The 20,443-nt window shown below is 42.5% G+C and carries 18 protein-coding genes and 2 pseudogenes; 6 read left to right on the forward strand and 14 right to left on the reverse strand.

What is annotated here, in order from left to right:
* Positions 1–2 precede the first annotated feature (2 nt).
* Together BFJ94_RS18590 and BFJ94_RS18595 are read left to right on the forward strand one after the other, a co-directional pair.
* Positions 3–1,514 (forward strand): BCCT family transporter, encoded by a 1,512-nt coding sequence (locus tag BFJ94_RS18590; protein ID WP_162944335.1) that lies wholly within the window; start codon positions 3–5, stop codon positions 1,512–1,514.
* A gap of 26 nt (positions 1,515–1,540) precedes the next feature.
* The gene (locus BFJ94_RS18595) at positions 1,541–2,905 is read left to right on the forward strand and encodes an FAD-dependent oxidoreductase (RefSeq protein ID WP_120463997.1); all 1,365 of its coding nucleotides are present in this window, start codon (positions 1,541–1,543) and stop codon (positions 2,903–2,905) included.
* Between the two features lie 74 nt (positions 2,906–2,979).
* Here BFJ94_RS18595 and BFJ94_RS18600 read toward each other — a convergent pair.
* The 9 genes and pseudogenes from BFJ94_RS18600 to BFJ94_RS18635 all read right to left on the reverse strand — a co-directional run.
* Positions 2,980–3,510 (reverse strand): annotated as a pseudogene (locus tag BFJ94_RS18600) (FAD-binding oxidoreductase); the annotation flags it as partial.
* Positions 3,398–3,730, reverse strand: coding sequence for a hypothetical protein (locus BFJ94_RS25895; protein WP_229717088.1), 333 nt, complete (start codon positions 3,728–3,730; stop codon positions 3,398–3,400). The pseudogene BFJ94_RS18600 and the gene BFJ94_RS25895, both read right to left, overlap by 113 nt.
* Positions 3,731–3,957: 227 nt before the next feature.
* A complete protein-coding gene (locus tag BFJ94_RS25650; protein WP_205571040.1) occupies positions 3,958–4,122 on the reverse strand; it encodes a hypothetical protein in 165 nt (54 codons plus the stop codon).
* A gap of 48 nt (positions 4,123–4,170) precedes the next feature.
* A complete protein-coding gene (locus tag BFJ94_RS18610) occupies positions 4,171–4,794 on the reverse strand; it encodes a prenyltransferase/squalene oxidase repeat-containing protein (protein WP_205571041.1) in 624 nt (207 codons plus the stop codon).
* 33 nt (positions 4,795–4,827) lie between these two features.
* The gene (locus BFJ94_RS18615; protein ID WP_120463998.1) at positions 4,828–5,217 is read right to left on the reverse strand and encodes a DUF8051 family protein; all 390 of its coding nucleotides are present in this window, start codon (positions 5,215–5,217) and stop codon (positions 4,828–4,830) included.
* Positions 5,218–5,308: 91 nt separating this feature from the next.
* Positions 5,309–6,106 carry a helix-turn-helix domain-containing protein gene (locus BFJ94_RS18620; RefSeq protein ID WP_120463999.1) on the reverse strand — a complete coding sequence of 266 codons (798 nt, stop codon included), beginning with the start codon at positions 6,104–6,106 and terminating at the stop codon, positions 5,309–5,311.
* Between the two features lie 150 nt (positions 6,107–6,256).
* Complete coding sequence (locus BFJ94_RS18625) at positions 6,257–6,766, reverse strand: helix-turn-helix transcriptional regulator (protein ID WP_268238238.1); 510 nt, start codon at positions 6,764–6,766, stop codon at positions 6,257–6,259.
* A 57-nt stretch (positions 6,767–6,823) separates the two neighbouring features.
* Positions 6,824–7,597 carry an ABC transporter permease gene (locus BFJ94_RS18630; protein ID WP_120464000.1) on the reverse strand — a complete coding sequence of 258 codons (774 nt, stop codon included), beginning with the start codon at positions 7,595–7,597 and terminating at the stop codon, positions 6,824–6,826.
* On the reverse strand, positions 7,569–8,558 hold the full coding sequence (locus BFJ94_RS18635) for an ABC transporter ATP-binding protein (RefSeq protein ID WP_120464001.1): 990 nt from the start codon (positions 8,556–8,558) through the stop codon (positions 7,569–7,571). The genes BFJ94_RS18630 and BFJ94_RS18635 overlap by 29 nt, the downstream gene beginning before the upstream one ends.
* 271 nt (positions 8,559–8,829) lie before the next feature.
* Here BFJ94_RS18635 and BFJ94_RS18640 point away from each other — a divergent pair, with 271 nt between their 5' ends.
* On the forward strand, positions 8,830–10,326 hold the full coding sequence (locus tag BFJ94_RS18640) for a lytic polysaccharide monooxygenase (RefSeq protein WP_120465308.1): 1,497 nt from the start codon (positions 8,830–8,832) through the stop codon (positions 10,324–10,326).
* A 290-nt stretch (positions 10,327–10,616) separates the two neighbouring features.
* Here the strand turns inward: BFJ94_RS18640 and BFJ94_RS18645 are convergent, their stop codons facing one another.
* The 5 genes from BFJ94_RS18645 to BFJ94_RS18670 form a co-directional block, all read right to left on the reverse strand.
* Positions 10,617–11,552, reverse strand: coding sequence for an iron-hydroxamate ABC transporter substrate-binding protein (locus BFJ94_RS18645; RefSeq protein ID WP_438803701.1), 936 nt, complete (start codon positions 11,550–11,552; stop codon positions 10,617–10,619).
* A gap of 230 nt (positions 11,553–11,782) precedes the next feature.
* On the reverse strand, positions 11,783–12,238 hold the full coding sequence (locus BFJ94_RS18650; protein ID WP_205571042.1) for a DUF2798 domain-containing protein: 456 nt from the start codon (positions 12,236–12,238) through the stop codon (positions 11,783–11,785).
* Positions 12,239–12,513: 275 nt separating this feature from the next.
* Positions 12,514–12,816, reverse strand: a complete 303-nt coding sequence (locus BFJ94_RS18660; RefSeq protein ID WP_120464005.1) for a hypothetical protein — start codon at positions 12,814–12,816, stop codon at positions 12,514–12,516.
* Positions 12,817–12,922: 106 nt separating this feature from the next.
* Positions 12,923–16,057, reverse strand: coding sequence for a hybrid sensor histidine kinase/response regulator (locus BFJ94_RS18665; RefSeq protein ID WP_188831470.1), 3,135 nt, complete (start codon positions 16,055–16,057; stop codon positions 12,923–12,925).
* 230 nt (positions 16,058–16,287) lie between these two features.
* On the reverse strand, positions 16,288–17,169 hold the full coding sequence (locus BFJ94_RS18670) for a phosphotransferase family protein (RefSeq protein ID WP_120464007.1): 882 nt from the start codon (positions 17,167–17,169) through the stop codon (positions 16,288–16,290).
* A gap of 1,090 nt (positions 17,170–18,259) precedes the next feature.
* On the opposite strand from BFJ94_RS18670, the gene BFJ94_RS18680 reads away from it, so the two are divergent.
* From BFJ94_RS18680 to BFJ94_RS18695, 3 genes and pseudogenes are all read left to right on the forward strand, one after another.
* Positions 18,260–18,730, forward strand: coding sequence for a pyridoxamine 5'-phosphate oxidase family protein (locus BFJ94_RS18680; protein ID WP_120464009.1), 471 nt, complete (start codon positions 18,260–18,262; stop codon positions 18,728–18,730).
* 332 nt (positions 18,731–19,062) lie between these two features.
* A pseudogene (locus BFJ94_RS25900) lies at positions 19,063–19,912 on the forward strand (Rpn family recombination-promoting nuclease/putative transposase).
* 73 nt (positions 19,913–19,985) lie between these two features.
* Complete coding sequence (locus BFJ94_RS18695) at positions 19,986–20,387, forward strand: 23S rRNA (pseudouridine(1915)-N(3))-methyltransferase RlmH (RefSeq protein ID WP_120464011.1); 402 nt, start codon at positions 19,986–19,988, stop codon at positions 20,385–20,387.
* Positions 20,388–20,443: the final 56 nt, after the last annotated feature.

The raw sequence follows: 20,443 nt of genomic DNA on the forward strand, positions 1-20,443 counted from the left end.
TCGTGCAGACAAAGGGCCAGAAACCGCAAATCGACTGGTCTATCACAATTCCGAGTCTTCTCATCCTTTTAGCGATTTCCTTCTTTTTCCTTTTTGCAAATGTGTCAAGCAACTCACTATTAAGTACAATATTTGAACTAACAACTAATGTGTTTGGTGGTATATATCAAATTTATATTTTCTTAGTTCTGTTGTTGCTTGGTTATGTAAGCGTTTCGAAAATTGGGAATATTCGCTTAGGTGAGGGTCCTCCGCCACATTCTACATTAAGTTGGGGCAGCATGTTGTTCTGCTCTTGCATAGGATCAAGTATCCTCTACTGGGGGCTTATTGAATGGGGTTACTATATGATGTCTCCTCCCTTTGGATTAGAGCCTATGTCTTCGCAAGCAGCAGAAATATCTGTAGGCTATACAATGTTCCATTGGGGTCTAAGTGGGTGGGCAACTTATGCGATGGCTGCTGTTATAATCGCATTCTATTATTTCGTGAAGAAAATACCTAACCTGCGTATTAGTGTTGCCTGTGGATTCACCAAAGAAAACGGCAAAGAAAAATTCGGAAAAATAGTAGATACTTTTGTGATTATAGGCCTTAGTGCTGGTGTTGCAGTTAGTGCTGCAATTGGTACTCCAATGATATCCCAAGGGTTATACCATTTATTTGGTATTGTACCCAGCCTAGTAGGAAATATCATTATTGCTCTCTTTTTGGCTTTTTTATTCGGGGCTAGTGCTATTTCCGGGATAAACAAAGGAGTAAAATTCCTAAGTAACTTCAATTCGATTATTGCTCTAGGTTTTATTCTATATGTCGCCCTTGCTGGCTCTACTTCTTTCATTGCGAATAATGCCGCTAATAGTCTTGGAGTCATGCTTCAGAATTTTTCCTATATGAGTTTCTACACAGATCCAATTAACAAAAGCGGTTTTCCTCAGAATTGGACGGTTTTCTATTGGGCCTGGTGGATTTCTTATGTACCAATTATGGGTTTATTCATAGCAAAGATCTCTCGCGGACGGACCATAAGGCAAGTTGCTGTAAGCACCACTATTATGGGCAGTGTAGGCTCCTGGTTATTCCAAACTGTATTAGGTGGTTATGGGATTGATAAGCAGTTGAGTGGCTCTGTAGATACTATAGGAAAATTGCAAGCTGGAGGAGATTATGAAGCCATTATAGCACTGCTAAATTCACTTCCTTTTGGAAACATTGTAATCTTCGCCTTCATTATAATTACTTTCATCTTCTTAACTACTACTTGTGATTCTTCTGCATATATCTTGGCGTCTATCGCTACTAAAGATATTACCGACGATATGGATCCAAGTAAATTTTGCAGATTGCTATGGAGTATTGCAATTATTGCATGGCCAATAGTCCTCCTTATAGTAGGTGGTATCGATGCAGCAAAGTTATGTTCAGTCCTAGGCTCCATTCCGATTTTATTTATCTTTTATAAAATGATACGTAATTTCCTCAAAGACGTTCGAAAATATATAGACTCTGATTGAGAGACAACTATGAAAGGGTGATTTAATTGGATTTTGTTCATGAAAGCGGTCGCAAAATTCCTGTACATGCCGAGGTTGATGTATTGGTGGTAGGAGGTGGTCCATCAGGTCTTGCAGCCGCTATAGCTGCAGCACGTGAAGGAGCTGATACCATGCTTATGGAGCGTTACGGATGTTTTGGCGGCGTAATAACCCATGTTGGTGTAGAAGGCTTCGCATGGTATCGTCATGATGCCACAATTGATGGACGTGGACTCATAACAGAATTTGAAGATACATGTGCTGAAATAGCTGGAGATAATCCTGAGTGTCAGTCCAATAGTCAGGCATTAGATGGCGAAATGTTTAAATATGTCGCTGATGTAATGCTCGAACAAGCAGGTGTTCGCCCATTGCTACATTGTATGGCAGTATCTGCAATTGTAGAAGATGGTGAAATAAAGGGTGTTGTCGCTGAGAGTAAATCGGGTCGTTTCGCTGTTCTCGCTAAACGGGTAATCGACTGTACTGGTGATGCTGATATTGCAGCACTCGCAGGAGCTCCATATACAAAAGCACCCAAAGAAGAGTTAATGAGTGTGACCACAATGTTTCACTGTAAGGGAGTAGACACTAAGCGATTCAAAGAATATATTCATAATGATTTGAAACCTACCTACAAAGATTGGGGCGGCTATTGGGAGATTCAAACAGGTGGTAAAGAAGACGATTTATTTAGCCCCTATTTTGAAAAGCCATTTGTAGAAGCTGTACAAGAAAATCTTGTTCCCAATGACGAAAATGTAAGCCTGGGGGGGACGTGGAGTAGTATTACTGATGAAGGAGAAGTGACCCAGTTAAATGTTGTATTCATCGGTAATATAGATTGTACGGATGTAGTAGATTTGACTCAGGCGGAAATTACAGGGAGACGAAATGCTTTGCATTGTGTAGAAATATTGCGCAACAAGGTACCGGGGTTTGAAAAAGCAAAGCTTCGTAATTTTGGCATGACGCTTGGAACGCGGGAATCGAGAAAAATCGAGGGGCACTATTATCTCACTGCTACCGATGTAATGGAGCAAGCCCGCTTCGAAGATAGTGTTGCTATTTTCCCGGAGTTCATTGATGGAATTGGCTATCTTATCAAGCCCACGACTGGTCGCTACTATCATATTCCTTATGGCTGTATTCTTCCGAAGAAGATTGAGAACCTTCTGGTAGCTGGGCGATCAATAAGTGGTGATAGAGTTGCTCATGTCTCTTTCCGTAATATGGCATGTTGTGTTTCAACTGGACAAGCGGCAGGCGTTGCCGCAGCAGTATCAATAAAGGAACAAACTCCAACCAGCAAAGTCAGCGTGAAAAAGGTCCAAGAAGCACTGGAAAAACAAAACGTTAGATATCTTTAACTCTTTAGCTTTATCAACCTTTTATCGCTACAGCTACAACAATAATTTGGTGAGCAAGGTACTTTATATAGTACTTGCTCACCATCATTCCTCCATCGCGCCGACAGCTCGCAGATCGTCTCTGCCTTCCGATGAGGATATGCCGTCGCGGTCGGAGATACCCGGCCCACTGCACTGCCCGCACCACCTAAGCTTTGACACCACACGGTAGAGTGCTGGTTAGGCGCATGAGACAGAAAATCACGGATGACCCTGACGCCTCAGCGAGGCAAAGGTTTATACCCAAAAGCCCCGGAGATTTTAAACTTAGGCTCCAGATTGAGATCCCTCGCGGCAAAAAACTTGGTCGCCTCGATAAAGGGCACCGTTCGTACCATCACCTTCACCGGAGTTCCGGTTCGCAGCAATGGTCTGATCAATCCTCGCAGGTAAGCTGAACTGCCCAGCAATTGCCCGGTCGACTCGATGGTCCCTACCTGCTTGGCGGCCACCTCAATGGTTGAGGTTAAGCGGTTCGTGACCGAAGGTGCCCAGCGCTGCCAAGCCGGAAATACCTTCTCCAGATCGCACCATTTCCAGGTAATACTGTAGATCGACACCGTCCAACGTTTTCGTATAGACATACTCGATGCCTTCCACGCCCCGGATTGTATCCACGACGTCGTTACCTTCAGGGACAATACCGATTTCACCTACAACGTCGGCCTTCAACAATGTACTTGCCGACCCAGTGTCCAGCAATACCTTGCGAAGTTCAAGTTTCTTTCCCCGATAGTAAATCCTAACCGACACGAACGGCAATCCATTCTCCACGGCTATATTCACCGTGGTCCCCTAACGCCGACATAACGCTCCCTAGCATACATTTTAGCACTTGACGCTGCGATAACTTCAAGAGGGCAACTTTCTGAAAATAAGTATCAGAAAAGGCGAAAAACAAGGAGTCTAGGTTTAAAAGCCCCTTGTTTCATTCGCTGCGCATCGGAAGCATGCACCTACGTACATATTACAAATCCGTGCCCTGCTTTATGTATCCGCTTAAGAAAAGAGCACTACACCGGTCCGAGATTTTTTAAAATCTCACGATAGCGCATAGTCGCCAGAGAACTAGGCTGGCCCTTTTTGCAGAAAAAAAGCTTGGCTAGCTTAGGAACGACACGTTCAACGACAATCTGTCCATCTACCAGTTTGGATTCCAACGCTTCTAAGGCTTCCAAGAAACGTCTATCCTTCTTGGCACGGTCATAAAAAGATAACACATAGACCTATACAAAAAGATTGTAGCTTCGAAATGGATATTCCACCTGCATGAACAATGTTCCCATGCCATAGTGACATGGACCGATCGGTTTTCGAATGTCCCAGTGCTCGAGCAGGAGATCTACAGCACTATCAAGGGCAGATTCATGATTGAAATCGTTGCTAAAGCGAAATGCATTCAAAATTGTGAGAGTGGGGAACGGATTGGAGTACTCAGTCTCAGGACCACGGCCAAAGCTAAATTTATTGCATCGCCAGCCTCCATCAGAATATTGGGTATCCAAAAGGTATTGGAAGGTTTTTATCATTCGGGTATCCGACGCGTACCCCAAGTGACAGAGCACCTCAGCCACATGTGCAGTATGGCAGGGATAAATCCCACCTTGCGGATATACCTTGAAACGTCCGTCATCCTGCCAAGTACTAAGGATCAGCTCTGCCGTTTCCTGAAGTATCGATTCTGTTGGCTTCATACCTAATTCCAATAGATACAATGCGCAGTCCAAAGTAGTAAAAGGTGAGCCCTTCATGAGGCGTTTATCGGGTGTAGTCCAGTAGTCTGAGCCCTGATCGTATCGGTGGGACAATATTGCTTTAACATCTGAAGCATATTGCTCTTCTATAGCCATCTTCTCTCCCCCTCGCAAAGTTCATAAGCCCATTCATATACCGACATGCCCAATCGCTGTCACAAAGAGGAAGAGGAATACAGCCATGGATGCGTTAATGACTTCGAACAACGCGAGCGGCTTGGACATTTTAGTCGGTGATTTGGGAAAAATACCAGCTAAGTCGATCATGTACACGATAAAGTATAAAACGGCAATGATTTGCGTAATGAAAATGGCATTAGGATGTGATATCAACAAGAGATAGCACACGATAAACGACGTAATTCCAAGTAAGATAAGTAACAGATTAAATCCCCAAAACACAATCCCTTTTAATTTTGAGAAATCTCTGTTCTCTATCGGTCCTCCTGGAACCAATATCGCCAATAAGGTTACATTTAAAAACGATAGCAAACTTGCCATGATCATAATATCCTGCATTGTTATCTCTTCCTCTCATCGGTTGGTGTCTCCAGATTAACCGGAAGGAAAGAGCCTGTATTGTAAAAAATCGGCATCGATGATCAGGCGTTCATAACTCCTGACCATGCCATACATAACGAAGGGTTAATTCATCTGGCAGCTTCTCTAACTCTTTGACGGTTCTACCGGCAAATTTTTTCGATGTTTTGATGAGGTGAGACTGATCATAGTAACGATACTGCATATTCTCCCTCAATCCTTCATCCTCAACATATTTTCTGAACTTCACAATATCTCCATAGGACTTTGGGGTTAGTCCGATATGTTTTTTGAAGAAACGCTCCAACGTACTTACTGAAATCCCAAAAAACTTTGCCATACTCACAATGTTCAAGTTTTCATACTCTCGTTCTACATAAGTAAGCATTTTCTCTATACGGTCGGTATTCCTCTTATTCAACGCTATTCTATGTAACAAATAATGATTGATTGCTAAGATATGTTGCTCCACATCTTTAAATCCCATCATCTTTTGGTATAGTTCGTCCAGATCAGGATCCACATCGTAGGCCTGTACGATTCGCTCTGTCAGTTCAAGACTAGATACCTGAAACAATTGAATAAACCCTAACGGAGTTAATGTAATCCCGATTTGATACAGCTGTTGTCCATATCGAACATATTTCGCTCTTTTCATTTGACCAATTACAGCCGTATTGGGAATTACCATTTCTGGATCTTCTCCCACCAGCCGATAAGCAGACCCATAGTTGAAAATGATATTAAAATACCCCAACGGCATAATAACATCCTCTCTATGGTCATCAGCGAGAAAATCGAAGTCAACGACCCAAATATAGTCCACTAACTTGCGTAAAGTAGCTATAGGCTTAAAGGTTCGAATCATCGTTTGCCTCTCCTTTCGGTGAACGGCAAGTTTTAAGAAAAATAGGACACCCTAACGGATAGCCCCCGAAGTTAGGATGCGTTTGCCTGAATTAAGTAGTAGGACCCTGTCCAGTGGACCTTATAAGGAGAAGGTTAATTGCTTTGTATTTCAAAAATATGCTTTTATTGAATCATTGAGCCGTCTCTTCATTTCATTGCGCACATGCTCAGGCTCAATGCATTGGCATTTATCTCCGAAGCTCATTAGGATTCCGTAACCATAATCATCTTCAATAAAATCAAAATATGCATGGAATTTGCCATTACCGAGGGGAATAATGTTCTCTTCTCCGCAATAATCCAACATCCGGTCGAGGATGGAGTGGTCGAACTGCAATATTATTTTTTGCATTTTTCTGGACATGGTATCTGTAAACTCTGAAAAAGCTGGGGGAATCTCACGCATGACAAAACGGTCTTCTGTTCTCTCCAGTTCAGATATGCGGGATAGCTTAAATACCCGAAATTGCTGCCGGCTCAAACAATACCCTTGCACGTACCAATGATTTTCTTTCAATAAAAGACGATGAGGTTCCAGGGTCCGCATAACCTTGTCTCCTTTAGCGCTTAGATACATAAAAGACAGTATGCTGCAATGTTCCAAGGCTGTTCGAATCACTTCAACTTTGGTTTGCAGATCATTGCTGCCCAGCCAAGCGGATAAGTCACCGTAACACTAGTATTGCCCTAGCAGGCCTTTCTTCATGGCTATTCTCTCACAGCGATGAAAAACAACGAGTCCTAAAATCAGATATACTAGCGAATTCAATAGTAAAACCCCATAATCTAATAAAGGTAACTGTGTCAATGTCAGATCCTCTATCATTACGGTTCTTACCATATTTACGCCTTGAACGAATGGGGCGAATGCCAGAAACGGAGCTGCCGTTAAAGGAACAAATACAAGCCCCATCAAAACAAACTGAAAAATCTGCAAAAACGCCTGAATTTGCTTTACGATAATAGCTAAACCAGCAATCATAAAGCTGATACCTACCATACTTACCATAGTAACTAGAATAATCGGAATCGTTGTCAGGGGGTTAAGGCTCAGCCACTGTCCGGAGGTTAGCATTGCACCAAAAAGCAAGATGACCATAATTACAGACTGTAAGCCAAATTGGGAGATGATCCTCGTGAGCATTATTTTCCACACGCCCCTGGGAGACATATAGATTTGTTCCAACGTACCACGCGTCGCTTCTGTTATTACCGAATAACCAATAAAGTTCATCGTCATCATGGTTAGTCTCCAGAACATTACACTTACAATGGAATATTGAACATTCATTTCAAAATTGGCGGGATCACCTACGAACATAATTCCAAAAAATGCAGCCAGAAATACAATATAAAAAGTGACCACTAACGCAATAGTGTTCGGCAGGTAGCGTTTCATCTCAATATATTCCTTACGAAAATTAGCATTGAATAAGTGGAGCCATTTCACTAGTCATCCCTCCCTTTACAATCTGAATAAACACTTGTTCAAAATCGATCGTTATACGATCAATACTCTCCACCATAGTTCCTTCCTCTTTCAGAATATCGAACAATTCGTAGATATCCTGACCCTGCTCTAAATTCACTTCCACGATGGTTTCATGAGAGCTTGCTTTATAGGTACTTAGAGGAAATCTAGTTAACAACTTATTCTCCTGCTTTACGCTTAACTTCTCACCCAACTTAATGGAATAAGCCCTGGTCTCGAATAACTTCAATAAATTCTCTACCCTGTCGTCAATCACGACTTCCCCTTTATTAATGATAATGGCTCGGTCACACAGCTCCTGTACAACAGGCATATCATGGGAACTAATAATAATTGTGCGCTTCTCTTCCTTAACGATCGTTTTTAGAATGTTACGCAATTCATAACTAACCTCAACATCAAGACCGAGAGTTGGCTCATCCAGCAAGATGACATCCGTATTAGCTAGGAGTGCTACCGCAATGGCCAGCTTTTGTTGCATTCCCCGTGATAACCCATTGACAAGCTCATTCTCCTTTTCTTTAAGGTTGAATTGCTCTAATAATTTCTCCGCTTGAACGGCGACTTGCTTCCGAGAGCAGCCTCGGTTACCAGCAAAATACTCCAAGTTTTCCCGAACGGTAAGACGCCAATATAAATTCCGATTCCCCTCTAATACAGCACTAATATGTTCAAGCGCCTTAAGTCTCTTCTTACTAATATCTAAGCCATTAATATGTATAGAGCCCGCATCCGCATCTAACAAGCCACAGAGCATCTTGATCGTTGATGTTTTCCCAGCGCCATTGGGCCCTAATAAACCGAGAACCTCTCCTCGATTCACATCAAAAGATACATCACGAACGGCATGTACCTTCTCTTTCGTTTTTCTTTTCCCATACACCTTGCTAATGCCCCGTACTTCAATAATCTTCTCCACTTCGCAACCATCCTCTCCCGTAGGATACTAACAGTGATTCCATTGATTTATTTAATTCTATTGCAGTATCCCGATATAATGAACTGGCTCTGGATGGATACTCCCTCCGTCTAAGGAATGAGATTTGTGTATTGAGGAGTAGGACTAGCAGATGCGCCATTGGAATTATTTTACCACCTTTCTATACATTATCTGCCACATTATCCGATAATTATTGGTGTCCCCTTAGAGACATCAATTTACTTAAAGGAGCGAGATGATGATTAGCAAAATGTTTAAGCGGTTAAACCGAAATGGAGAGGTACGGAATCATTCTTGGAGGAAAAGGACGCTACAAGTAGCACCGCTGCTCGTATGTGGAATCATTGGATCCATTATATTTGCAGATCAAGTATCTGCTCATGGTTATATTCATTCTAGTCGTGCTGCTCTGTGCAAGGATCTGACGAACACAAAATGCGGTCCCGTGCAATACGAGCCACAAAGCGTGGAAGGATTAGGAAGCTTCCCGGCTAAAGGACCTGCTGATGGCCAAATTGCTGGTGCTGGTGTGTTCCCGCAGCTTGACGAGCAGACAGCTAGTCGCTGGAGTAAAGTAACGATGAATGGCGGTAAGAACACCATTAAGTGGACATTAACCGCACCACACGCTACAAGAGAATGGAAATATTACATTACCAAGAAAGATTGGAACCCGGACAAGCCGTTAGCTCGTGCTGATTTTGAGCTTATCGAGACATTTAACGATGGAGGAGCCAAGCCGCCAACAACGGTTGTACATCAAATTGACGTGCCGACAGATCGCAGCGGCTATCATGTAATTCTGGGTGTATGGGAAATTGCGGATACGGTGAATGCTTTTTATCAGGTAATGGATGTGAATTTGATTAACGATGATAACGGGAATCCAAACCCAGGGGACACAACGGCACCAACGGCGCCTACTGCTGTGACATCTCCTGTGCAAACAACGAACACTATCGAATTGCGCTGGAATGCGGCTTCCGATAACGTAGGTGTTAGTCATTATGACCTATATCGTAATGGCGTGAAGGTACAGACGGTGATAGGCACATCGGTTGTCGATACGGGCCTGGAAGCAAATACATCCTACACGTATACAGTAAAGGCTGTGGATGCGGCAGGCAATGTTTCCAAGGAAAGTGCTGCAATTACAGTGACAACGAAGCCAATCCCGGCTAACGATACAACTGCCCCAACGGCACCGACATCCTTGCACACTATGGGACAGACGACCTCGACGATCCATCTGATGTGGGGCGAATCCACGGATAACGTAGGGGTGAAGCATTATGAAATCTATCGTAATGGCGTTAAAGTACAGACGGTAACAGGTACAATGACAACAGACAGCGGCTTGCAGCCAAACACAGAGTACACGTACTTTGTGAAGGCCGTTGATGCAGCAGGCAATGTATCGGATGCGAGCAACTCTATTACAGTGAAAACACAAGAACAGCCAACCGGCGATTTACCAGAGTGGGAAGCAACCAAGGTGTATACAAGCGGAAACCGCGTTCTGTTCCAAGACGCAGAATATGAAGCAAAGTGGTGGACGCAAGGCGATCAGCCAGATACCTCTGATGCATGGAAGCTTTTGAGTAGCGACATAACGCCAGTATGGAATGCGAGCAAAGCTTACAATGGCGGAGATCGCGTCATATATGAAGGTGTTACGTACCAAGCCAAGTGGTGGACACAAGGCAATGTGCCTAGTAAACTAGATGTTTGGCAGGTTGTACAATAAAGAATGATTACCACTTTTGTGGCATAAAGAAAACGGCTTTGCCGTCCTATTGGGACAGTGAAGCCGTTTTTGTTTGTTTGGGACCGCCCCTATAAACGCCGCCATTCCATGCGTTATAATTATCGTTGATTCATGCCATTACCTCAGGATATTGTTCCTTCAGGACAATTATTGACTGTTTTCAGAGGTATCCCCCCTCAAAAATAAAAGAGATCCATGCGTTCTAATAACGCTAGGGTCCTGATGCTACGGCGGTCAAATCTGATGCTCTCTATGAAATATTTCGCCGCTTATCCGAGAAAGCCTTTCTTGAATATGGTGAGCAAGTACTCGAGGGTTGTCGGATCACTGTACGAGGAAGCTTCCGAATCGATCTCGATGACATGCTTGTTCTTGACGGCCGGGATATTGTTCCATGTCGCTGTCCTCATAAACGAATTATCGTTCTTGGAGCTTCTGCTTAGAACAAGAAAGTCACCGGCATAATTACCAAGTATCTCCGATGATAGCGTATAATAGCCGGGACCCAGTGCATCGGCTTTGACCTTCTCCGGCATGTTCAGCCCCATTGCCTGATACAACACTTCGGTTCCGCGCGCCCAATTGTTACCGAGCACATAAAAACTCTTCGAATCCGTTTCAAAAACGGACACGGTCACATTATCTCCGAACTTTGACTTGATCTCCTTTCCTACCTCAGCAGCGCTCTGTTTGAATTCGTCGATCCAAGCCTGAGTTTCCTGCTCTTTGTTCAGTAGCTTTCCGATTTCCAGCTGCTGACTCAGATAGTCCAGCTTACCCCACGTATACGTGACGGTTGGCGCTATCTCTTTGAGCTTGCCTATATTTTTACTGTCGGTGCCCGTGATAATGAGGTCGGGATCCAGCTCGATTATCTTTTCCAGATCGTCTGGCGATACGACCTTCACGCCCGACAGCTTGTCTGTAAACAACGGGTTCTTGCTCGTCCATTCATCAACACCCACCAGTGTACCGTTAAGCGAAAGCACGTTCGGCCCATTCGTCAATGCGACGATTCGCTTGGGGTTGGCCGGAACTTCTATGGGGCCGGACTCGGACTGGTACGTCTTGGTACCGACATTCGATTCGGACGCCGTGTCGGATTTCGTAACGTCATTGACCGCTTGACCAGCATTTGACGAGACGGAGTCAGTCTGATTGTCGTTTGCAGCTTGGTTCCCACACGCGCTGATTACAATCAACATTATCAGCAGAAATGGGAGGAAGAGCTTTTTATTCATGTTCAATCCCCTTATATCGATAATGATTATCAATATCATACAAGGATTACTTTATCTGTTCTTTTTCCAGTTGTCAATAGGAACTGCCCTTGCAAGCCATTCAATCTCTATCCATATAAAATAGATAAAAGCACTCAGACGAACCCGTTCGACTGAGCGCTTCTTCATATGTTAAATAGTTTGTGTTCCGTTAATTATTGTGCATTTACATCAGCAGTTTTAATTACTTTGTCTTGAGAAGCATGAATTTTTACCATCGCAAATCGTGCAATGGGTTGAATTACTAAGCTTTCAGCGATCAGTACAACTAAGAGATTTCTTGGCCAATTCGTTAAGAAGTTGCTAAAGATTTCAGAATGAAAACCGTTTCCTACAATACCACCAATAAGCATCATACGGGCTGACATTCCAATTACAGTGAATAAGATGCGGAATAAAATTTTGGCATTAAAGCTATCCGTTGATTCTGTAAACTTGGCAACCAATTTTTCTGCAATACGGTCAACGAGAACGGGTTCAAGAATCATAGCAGTAATCCACATGATTGGTAACGTCTTAAGGATTGTTAGTGCATCGACTTTATTGAATTCACCAAAAGCTAGAATGACATTTAATACATGTGTTGAGAACCTCAACGATTTAAGCTTCAACCTGCAAATTTATTGCTACCGCTTCGACATTCGGTTCAGTCCTCTGCTTTACCACTAGCGATGATACGCGTCACCGTTTTTGATTGTTTCCGCTGGATTTGCTGTAAGATTAATAACATCCAGAATCATCTTATGGTCTTCCCTAAAGAAATATAACCTTTCTATTTCTTCATTAGAGGTATAGAGACATATCATTCTTTCTTTAGGAATAAAGGGCAGTATTTGTTCGGGCATTATTCCTAAATCTATTATGATTGGTGTATTGGTGGGCATTTTCAACAAATCGATACAAAAAACTCCATCATTTCTTCGACAATTTGAAAAAGCCATTCACAATGTTCATCATTAGGTTTATTAAACCATTTGTCCCAATCCAAACCAGGATGGGGATATTGAAGGGCGGGATATTCAACAGGGCTAGTGAATGGCCTATATTTTAAGACATTATCCTCTAACGTTTGAAATCCTAACTCCTCAACAAATTTCTTCGTCATTGTGGTCTTACCAGCACAACAACCACCATTTAACCAATAAACATGCTTTAAATGTTCTTTCAGATAATTATTATTAACTTTCATATTTACCCTCCTCAAATTTTAATTTTGAGGAAGTTGGCGGATTCTTATCGGCTTTCTATAACTGTGAAAGTACATATTAAATTCTCCTTTCCGAAACATAGTAATATTATTCCATCCTAGCTTTATCCCCGCTATTTAACCTGTTAGGTACATGAAAGGTTACCTTTGTCCCTGTACCTAACGTACTTGTGATATGAAGTCCTGTTCCAAAGTGTCGTTTTAATCGCTGATCCGTATTAATCAATCCGACGCCTGAACGACTATCTGCTTTCCTTTCTAATATTCGTTGCAATTGAACCTCGTCTATTCCGTCCCCATCGTCTTCAACGATTATCTCTGCATGCGTCTCACAGACGGAAATCCGAATAAGAATCGTTCCTCCACGATTGCGCTTCATTATGCCATGTCTTATCGCATTTTCAACGAGGGGCTGGATTGTAAGAAATGGGACTATTATGTCCCCGCCGCCATCTATCTCCCAAATAACCTGTAACCTTTCTTCAAACCGAACCTTTTCAATATATAGATAAGAACGTACTAGACTTAACTCCTCTTCGATCGGAACAAGCCTGTCCATATTTTGGAATTCAAATTTATTCCTTAGAAAATTACTGAATTCATCGAGCACATTACGCATCTTATCCAAATTAATCTCACTTAAAGCTGTTACAGCATTCAACGCATTAAATATAAAATGAGGCTGGATTTGCGCTTGCAGCCATGCAGCTTCTAATCGCAGTTGATCTCGAACGGATCGTTTAATCGTAGTTAACGCTTCGATCCGCGATTTTATTTCTATTGCTTCCACTGGCTTCGTCACATAATCGTTTGCCCCCGCTATAAAACCGCTCTGAATATCTTTCGGTTGGCTTCTTGCGGTAAGGAGCAATACCGGAAGCTCCGTGAGTGTAAACCGCTCACGAATCATTCGTGTCAGCTCATACCCGGACATCTGTGGCATCATGATATCGGAGATGACCAGATCCCATTCCTTTGTATCTAGTACAGCCAAAGCTTCTTTACCGCTCGTTACCATCGTTATCTCATATTCGTCCGGGGGTAGTATGGCTTCAAGTACTTGAAGGTTGATAGGATCATCATCAACTATCAGTAGGATCGGACGGTCACGATTCATTTCTAATAAAGTTGTTGGTTTCGCAGCCATCGGGATGTCAGCCTTTTCCGCTTTTATCGAAATATTTTCTTGAATCGGCATGGATTGTATTGGTAAAGAATCAAATGAGTTCGTCACATCATTCTCTTCCACCGCTTTCAAATCTGCTAGCTTTAATGAAAATGTAAATGTTGAGCCTTCTCCTAAAGCAGAGGACACATCTAACGTACCCCCATGAAGCTCAACCAGTTGCTTACTTATGCTTAAACCTAACCCAAAGCCGCCTTCAATCATGGTCACACTCGTACTGCCTTGCTCATACGGACGGAATAAGCGCTTAAGCATGTGCTCATCCATTCCGATCCCCGTATCAGCAATCTCAATATACGCTCTTCCGTCTTTGGCAAAAGCTTGAATCGAAATTGTCCCTTCATTCGTATATTTCACAGCATTATGAAGTAGATTGAACACGATTTGGATCACCCGATTTTCATCCGCAATTACTGGGGGGAAATCTTCCGAAATCTGATTTGCAATTGCGACAGACTTTATTTCTGCGTTCAATTGCAGCATATCCATAACTCCGGTTACGATCGGCTGAATTAATATGACCTTTTTCTGTAGACGCGGATTGCCTTCCTGTAAACTCATTACATCAATCAAGTCGTTTAATATCCATGTCAGCCGACGTCCTACCGATAAGACCGTTTCAAGCTCCTTGATGCTCCGTTCCTGCAATAAATGCTGCTCCCTTTTTAAAACGGATTGTGACATGTTAAGCATGCTATGCAGCGGATTTTTAAATTCATGCGAAGTGTTTGCCAGAAATTGATCCTTATGATCATTCATTCTTTGCAAGGTTGCAGCAAGCTCTTTGGTGTTCGCATGCATGATAAAGTATCCCTTAAACCATTCAGAGGATAAACAGCCCATCGCAATAATCATATCGAACGGATAGTAGACAAGACTCAAGCCGCTATTCAGCAAGAATAACGACCAAAGAGAATGGTTCATCAACGCAAGAAAAGAGATAAGCAGTAGAAGATTACTCTTTAAATCTTTAATTACTTTTTTAAACATTGTAATCAACGTGATAACCCCAGCAATACCTACTAATAGATAATAAATTGGAAAGAGCATAATCACTTGAGTTGGATCTAAAAACAAAGTGATGCCGGCAGTCCCTAGATTCATTACTTTATAGACGGGGTACATCCTACGCCAATATGGAAGCTCGCGATGATTCGTACACTGGAGCAAAGCATAGGCTGCAATAACAAAAGCAATATTAGTCAGCCTAAAATCCCAATTAATCCCAATGTAAAATAATTGATGGAACAACTTCTCATTCGTACTAAAGACACTCGTGATCGTTACACTTAATGCAAGCAAACTGAAATAAAGCAGCTTCTTTTCCTTATTTCCTAGTAAATACAAAAGAAGTGCATAGACGGCATGCATAATAAATATAATTGCTGCCAAAAACTGCATAAAAATGGAGGCTTTCATCTCTTTGGCAATGGCTTCTTCTGAACCAAATTTAATGGATTGGACTATGCCCCCGCTTCGACTATCTACATAATTTGCCGCCTGAATGACGAGTTCGATTACACCCTTTTCGTCTGCTGTAAAGGTTGTAGAATAGGGTAGGTCCTTCGAAGTATATTCATCCTTTGTTGTCGCCACCTGTCCGGATTTAGTAAGCAATCGACCGTTTACATATAATTCTGATGCAGTGCGTACGCTGGGTACACGAATACTATAATTAAGGTTCTTTGCCGGGTCTACATAAAGACGCAAACGATAAGACCCATACCCGTATGGAGATGGCTTGTCAGCATGCAAAGCTTCACTCCATCCTCCTGGTACCTTAATATGCCTTGGCGCATTATCGCCTAACAATTGTTGCCGACTACCATCTATCAACCATTGCGAGGGATAAAACTCCCATTCCCCATCAAGTAAGAGAATGCTGCCATCTTCTGCATTCCAATTGCGCAAATCGAATTGCCCATTATGAATTGACGCCTGTTTGGGATCATGAAACGTTTCCATCCATAAAATGCGCAAACCAGTTAAAACAACCAATATGAACACTAGCAATAAAATAATATGGCTCTTTTTCATTTGATATTTGGATGAGTGAGTTTCCAAGAAGGTATTTCTCCCCTAGTCATTTTCTTATAAGACATTTATATAAGTACTTTACTACTAATGAAGTTCCTTATCGAGTATATGTTGCGACTTCCCTGGTACAAACCCATCCGAGCATAGAGCATAGATATCGGCAATTTTTTAGGCCATCCCTTGTGGGGATGGCCTCTTCAGTACATCTAATGAACATCAAACATCTGAACTCAATAAGCTACTGTTTTCCTCAAAGTATGGATACTTTCCTGAAGGAAGCTTTGGTTTTTTTCAATTCCTCTCTTTTTACACCAAACAACAGCACTGAACGCATCGTAAAAATCATAAAATGGCAGCACTGTGTCCAGAGCTAACATGGGTCGAATCGTCTGATATCCTTCTATGTAGGGTAACTTAGTTCTCGGATTGACTTCCCAAATGTATCGATTGACTTTTGTAAAATCTATTTCAGAGGATCCACCACGGGCACTTTCAAAATCAATAATGCCTGTAACCTTGTTACCATTCACCAAAATATTACCCGGCCTAAAATCCATATGGACAATGCATGGCCCATCGGGATTGGGTAGAGCAGAGAAAACGCCGTCAAAATGATGGATACATCTTTCATACAGTTCTGGATCGAGGATCTCTTTGCACGGCTCTCTCCACTTTTCAAAATTACTTTTGATATGTAGTCTCCAGTCACTTTGGTCAAATAACTTAAACCCATCGGTTGCATGATAACCGAATCCTGGAGTCTTTACCTCATGGAGCATTGCATGATACACACCCATTTGAAAAGAAAGTTCCTCATCAATATCTTCTGTACAAGGCATACCTTCAATCGCCGAAAGGAGCAAAGCTCCAGTTGTATTTTTATCTCCATACCAAATGTCCAATACCTTAGGAACAGGAATTACTCCCTTCAATGTTTCAAGCACCTGAAATTCACGAACGAGTTTATCTTTGTTAAATGGAATTTTTACATAAACGTTTTCTCCGCTAGTAAGAGTAAGTTTGTATACCTCTGAACTAAATGACTCTGGAACATCTTCTATATTCGAGACGTTCAACTTTAGCTTTTCTATAACGTTAAGAATGGAACTCATGTTGTACCTCCTGTTTCAGATAGCAAGTGATAACTCGATTCTCCAAAACCGAATCAAACCCAAAATTTTGCGTATTCCATATTCTATATTCTTGACCTAGTACCAAGCCCTTTTTTTAAGAGGTTATTTCCATTTTTAGAAGGAATGCAAGGAAGAGATTATTCAAGTCATAGCACGGCGGAGCCGTAGGCAACGCCTTCCGCTGGGTGAACGAACTAGGCGAGCCTTTCCATTGTCAGTTAAACTAGCCCCTTAGTCAAGGACACTTTTAAAGAGCTAGCCGCAATCGAACGTGAGCTGAAATGCTGGATATTCAGAAGCAAAGGTACTGGAATTTGACGAGACGCTACGACAGTGTCTGGTCGCCGCTGCCCCCACCGACAAGGTGGACGGGGCTATTTCTTTGTAACCAACACAAGTATCCCTCCCCCTTCACGTTCGTAATCCAGAACAGCTCGAAACCTAACACATATATACAAATTCTTTCCCCGCAATGATACGGTTCTCTGCGCTGTCTGGAACGGCAAGTTCTATACAAAAGGTATCTACTCTAGTATTTTGTTGTAAAGGGAACGTATGATGTTCCTTTCCGATGAGCCATCATCTTTGTACCACTGATTGATTAAACGGAAATCCGTATTATCGGTAATTACATCAATACCGCCAATCAAACGTTTCTCGCATAATTTGCGAATAGCTTTATCGGTTATCGAACTTGCGATGGCTTGCGCAAAATCCTGCCCTTTTATGACCTTAAAAGGCCGATCATAAAAGAAGGAAACCTGTTCTGACAGCTTTTCGGAGGTACCTAAACGATTGTGTCTGCGTGCTATGAGCTCATAGGCTTTGCATAGCGCCTCTTCCCGCTCCCTCCAAGTCTCAGCTAACTGAACGCCTCTTAAGATCGGCAGCAATTCGTTAGCACAATTCAGTTCCTTGAATGCTGTTCCGAACCATTATTCACACTTGCCAACCCTTCTGGTACCTTACCGTCATTTGCCGCTATTATTGTATTATTCTTCACATGTAATAGGTTTTTACTATGATAGGTTTATAATGTATGCCTTATTACACTCTAGGAGGTAATAAAATGAGCAAGTACGACGAAGCCATGAAGCTGCTGGAAGATAAAGTGGGCAACAAGGACGGCCTGATCTCTCTGTCCACTATCGCGCTGGAACCCGGGGCCGATGGCAAATACCGACCTGCCGCCCGCATTGTGGACGCCTATTATGAGGACGGCGCGTTCTACACCGTCACCTACGCGACCTCAGGCAAGATGCAGCAGATCGCCAAAAACCCCGAAGTCGCCGTCTGTATCATCGTCGAAAACTTTACGGCCGATGGTATCGGTGAAAACCTGGGCTGGGTGTGTGACGAGAAAAACGCGGAAATGATGACAAAGCTGCGCACTATATTCGCCGCGTGGTATAACGAAGCCAATAACGACGAAGACCCTAACACTTGCCTGCTGCGCATTCGCCTGACAAAGGGCCTGTGGAATGACGCCCACAAAGGGATCAGAAATGAGATTGATTTTGTCAATAAGACAGCCAATTAAGTGGTCTACGTGGTTTCTATATTTTGCATATTAGGTTGCTGCCGTAAGGGTATAAACATACTGTGTGGTTCGCCTTATTGGATTAATGTGAAGTAGCCATTTGATAACAGACAATGTTAGCTCAAAGGGAGTGTCCGCACACTCCCTATTTTTTGTCGTTACTTGTGATACGGTTCACCGTATCTATTGATAGGGTAAACTCAGACGAATCGGATACCACCCTACTTTAACATTACAATACAAGTACGCCAATTCACTTTTGCGTGTCTGCTTAATGTGTGATTAAGAACCTGTGGGCATGATATACTATTAATGAATGGAGCTGATTGCAGATGAATGAACTGCTTGACCCTCGCAATGACTTTTTATTCAAACGGATTTTCGGCAGTGAGGAAAATCGTGACTTCTGCTTGCCTTCTTAAACAAAACCTTTATGGAGGCCGACAGACACCTTTGACAGAGATCATTTTGCTGAATCCTTATACTGAAAGGGACGCTCCCCGCGACAAACAGTCGATATTGGACATTCGCGGTAAAACTGCGGATGGTGAACTTATCAACGTTGAAATACAACTATTCAACAAATACGATACCGAGAAACGTACCCTTTTCTACTGGAGCAAGCTATACAGCGGACAGCTTCAAGAGGGCCAGTCTTATAAAGTATTGAAGAAATGTGTCACCATCAATATCCTGAACTACTCATTCCTGCCCAACAGCCAATATCATAACGTTTTCCATCTGCGTGAGGATCGAAGCGACATCCCGCTTATAGATGACATGGAATTGCATTTTCTTGAATTGCCCAAGCTTGGCGATCATGCGGCTCCTGTTGAGAGCGGTTGATTGGTTAACTGGTTACTTTTCTTGAGGGGTGTTGATAAATCTAATTGGGAGGTACTGGCAATGAACGAGCCTGTGTTGAAAAAAGCAATGGACACATTGGAATTTCTTAGTCAGGATGCCGAGGCCCGCCGATTGTATGAAGACAGACAAAAGTATCTGCATGATGAAGCTTCCATGATTGAAGGAGCATTGGCTGAAGGCGAAACTCGAGGCGAGAAAAAGAAAGCGGTCCAGATGGCTCTGGAGCTTCTCAAGCTTGGAGTGGATAAAACTATTATAGCTAAGGCCTCCGGGCTGTCTGAAGCTGAAATCATCGCTTTAAAAAAGAAAAGCTAAAGTGAAATGGTGAAGAGTCAGTCCAATGGAGACTGGCTCTTCATACTATTTTAAGAACGCGAGGTAAGTTTTTATGAAAATTAGTGTTTATACTGTCGGCGACAAAATGGAAAAATTCTATCTTGAGGCCATTAAAGAATATGAGAAGCGACTGAGCTGCTACTGTAGCATTAAGCTCATTCACTTGAAGAAGGAACGCGATCTGCAAAAGAAGTTAAACCCCAGCTCATTTGTTATAGCCATCACAACTTCGGGGAAAAGCATCTCTTCGGAAGAACTGGCAGTTAAGCTCGATCAGGACGCATTATCTGGAGTCTCTGACATCTCCATTGTTGTTGGTGCAAATCCACCTGAATACAATGAAACTTTGACACTGAGCCAGATGGAGATGAATTTCGGGTTACAAACCACGGTTCTTTTTGAACAGATTTATCGGGCATACCGAATAATCAATAATCACCCATACCATAAATAAAACAATTTAAAGGACGTTCCTTTGATATTACTTCAAAAGAACGCTCTTTGAAGTTT

Origin of the sequence: Paenibacillus aceti (genome assembly GCF_003614185.1) — a bacterium.
GTDB lineage: Bacteria > Bacillota > Bacilli > Paenibacillales > Paenibacillaceae > Fontibacillus > Fontibacillus aceti.

Excerpts from the sequence above, each read along its gene's own strand:
- BFJ94_RS18615 (WP_120463998.1), bottom strand. The coding sequence starts at position 5,217 with ATGCAGGATATTATGATCATGGCAAGTTTGCTATCGTTTTTAAATGTA.
- BFJ94_RS18620 (WP_120463999.1), bottom strand. The coding sequence starts at position 6,106 with ATGATTCGAACCTTTAAGCCTATAGCTACTTTACGCAAGTTAGTGGAC.
- BFJ94_RS18610 (WP_205571041.1), bottom strand. The coding sequence starts at position 4,794 with ATGGCTATAGAAGAGCAATATGCTTCAGATGTTAAAGCAATATTGTCC.
- BFJ94_RS18695 (WP_120464011.1), top strand. The coding sequence starts at position 19,986 with ATGAAAATTAGTGTTTATACTGTCGGCGACAAAATGGAAAAATTCTAT.
- BFJ94_RS18665 (WP_188831470.1), bottom strand. The coding sequence starts at position 16,057 with ATGAAAAAGAGCCATATTATTTTATTGCTAGTGTTCATATTGGTTGTT.
- BFJ94_RS18680 (WP_120464009.1), top strand. The coding sequence starts at position 18,260 with ATGAGCAAGTACGACGAAGCCATGAAGCTGCTGGAAGATAAAGTGGGC.
- BFJ94_RS18640 (WP_120465308.1), top strand. The coding sequence starts at position 8,830 with ATGTTTAAGCGGTTAAACCGAAATGGAGAGGTACGGAATCATTCTTGG.
- BFJ94_RS18670 (WP_120464007.1), bottom strand. The coding sequence starts at position 17,169 with ATGAGTTCCATTCTTAACGTTATAGAAAAGCTAAAGTTGAACGTCTCG.
- BFJ94_RS18660 (WP_120464005.1), bottom strand. The coding sequence starts at position 12,816 with ATGAAAGTTAATAATAATTATCTGAAAGAACATTTAAAGCATGTTTAT.
- BFJ94_RS18645 (WP_438803701.1), bottom strand. The coding sequence starts at position 11,552 with ATGTTGATTGTAATCAGCGCGTGTGGGAACCAAGCTGCAAACGACAAT.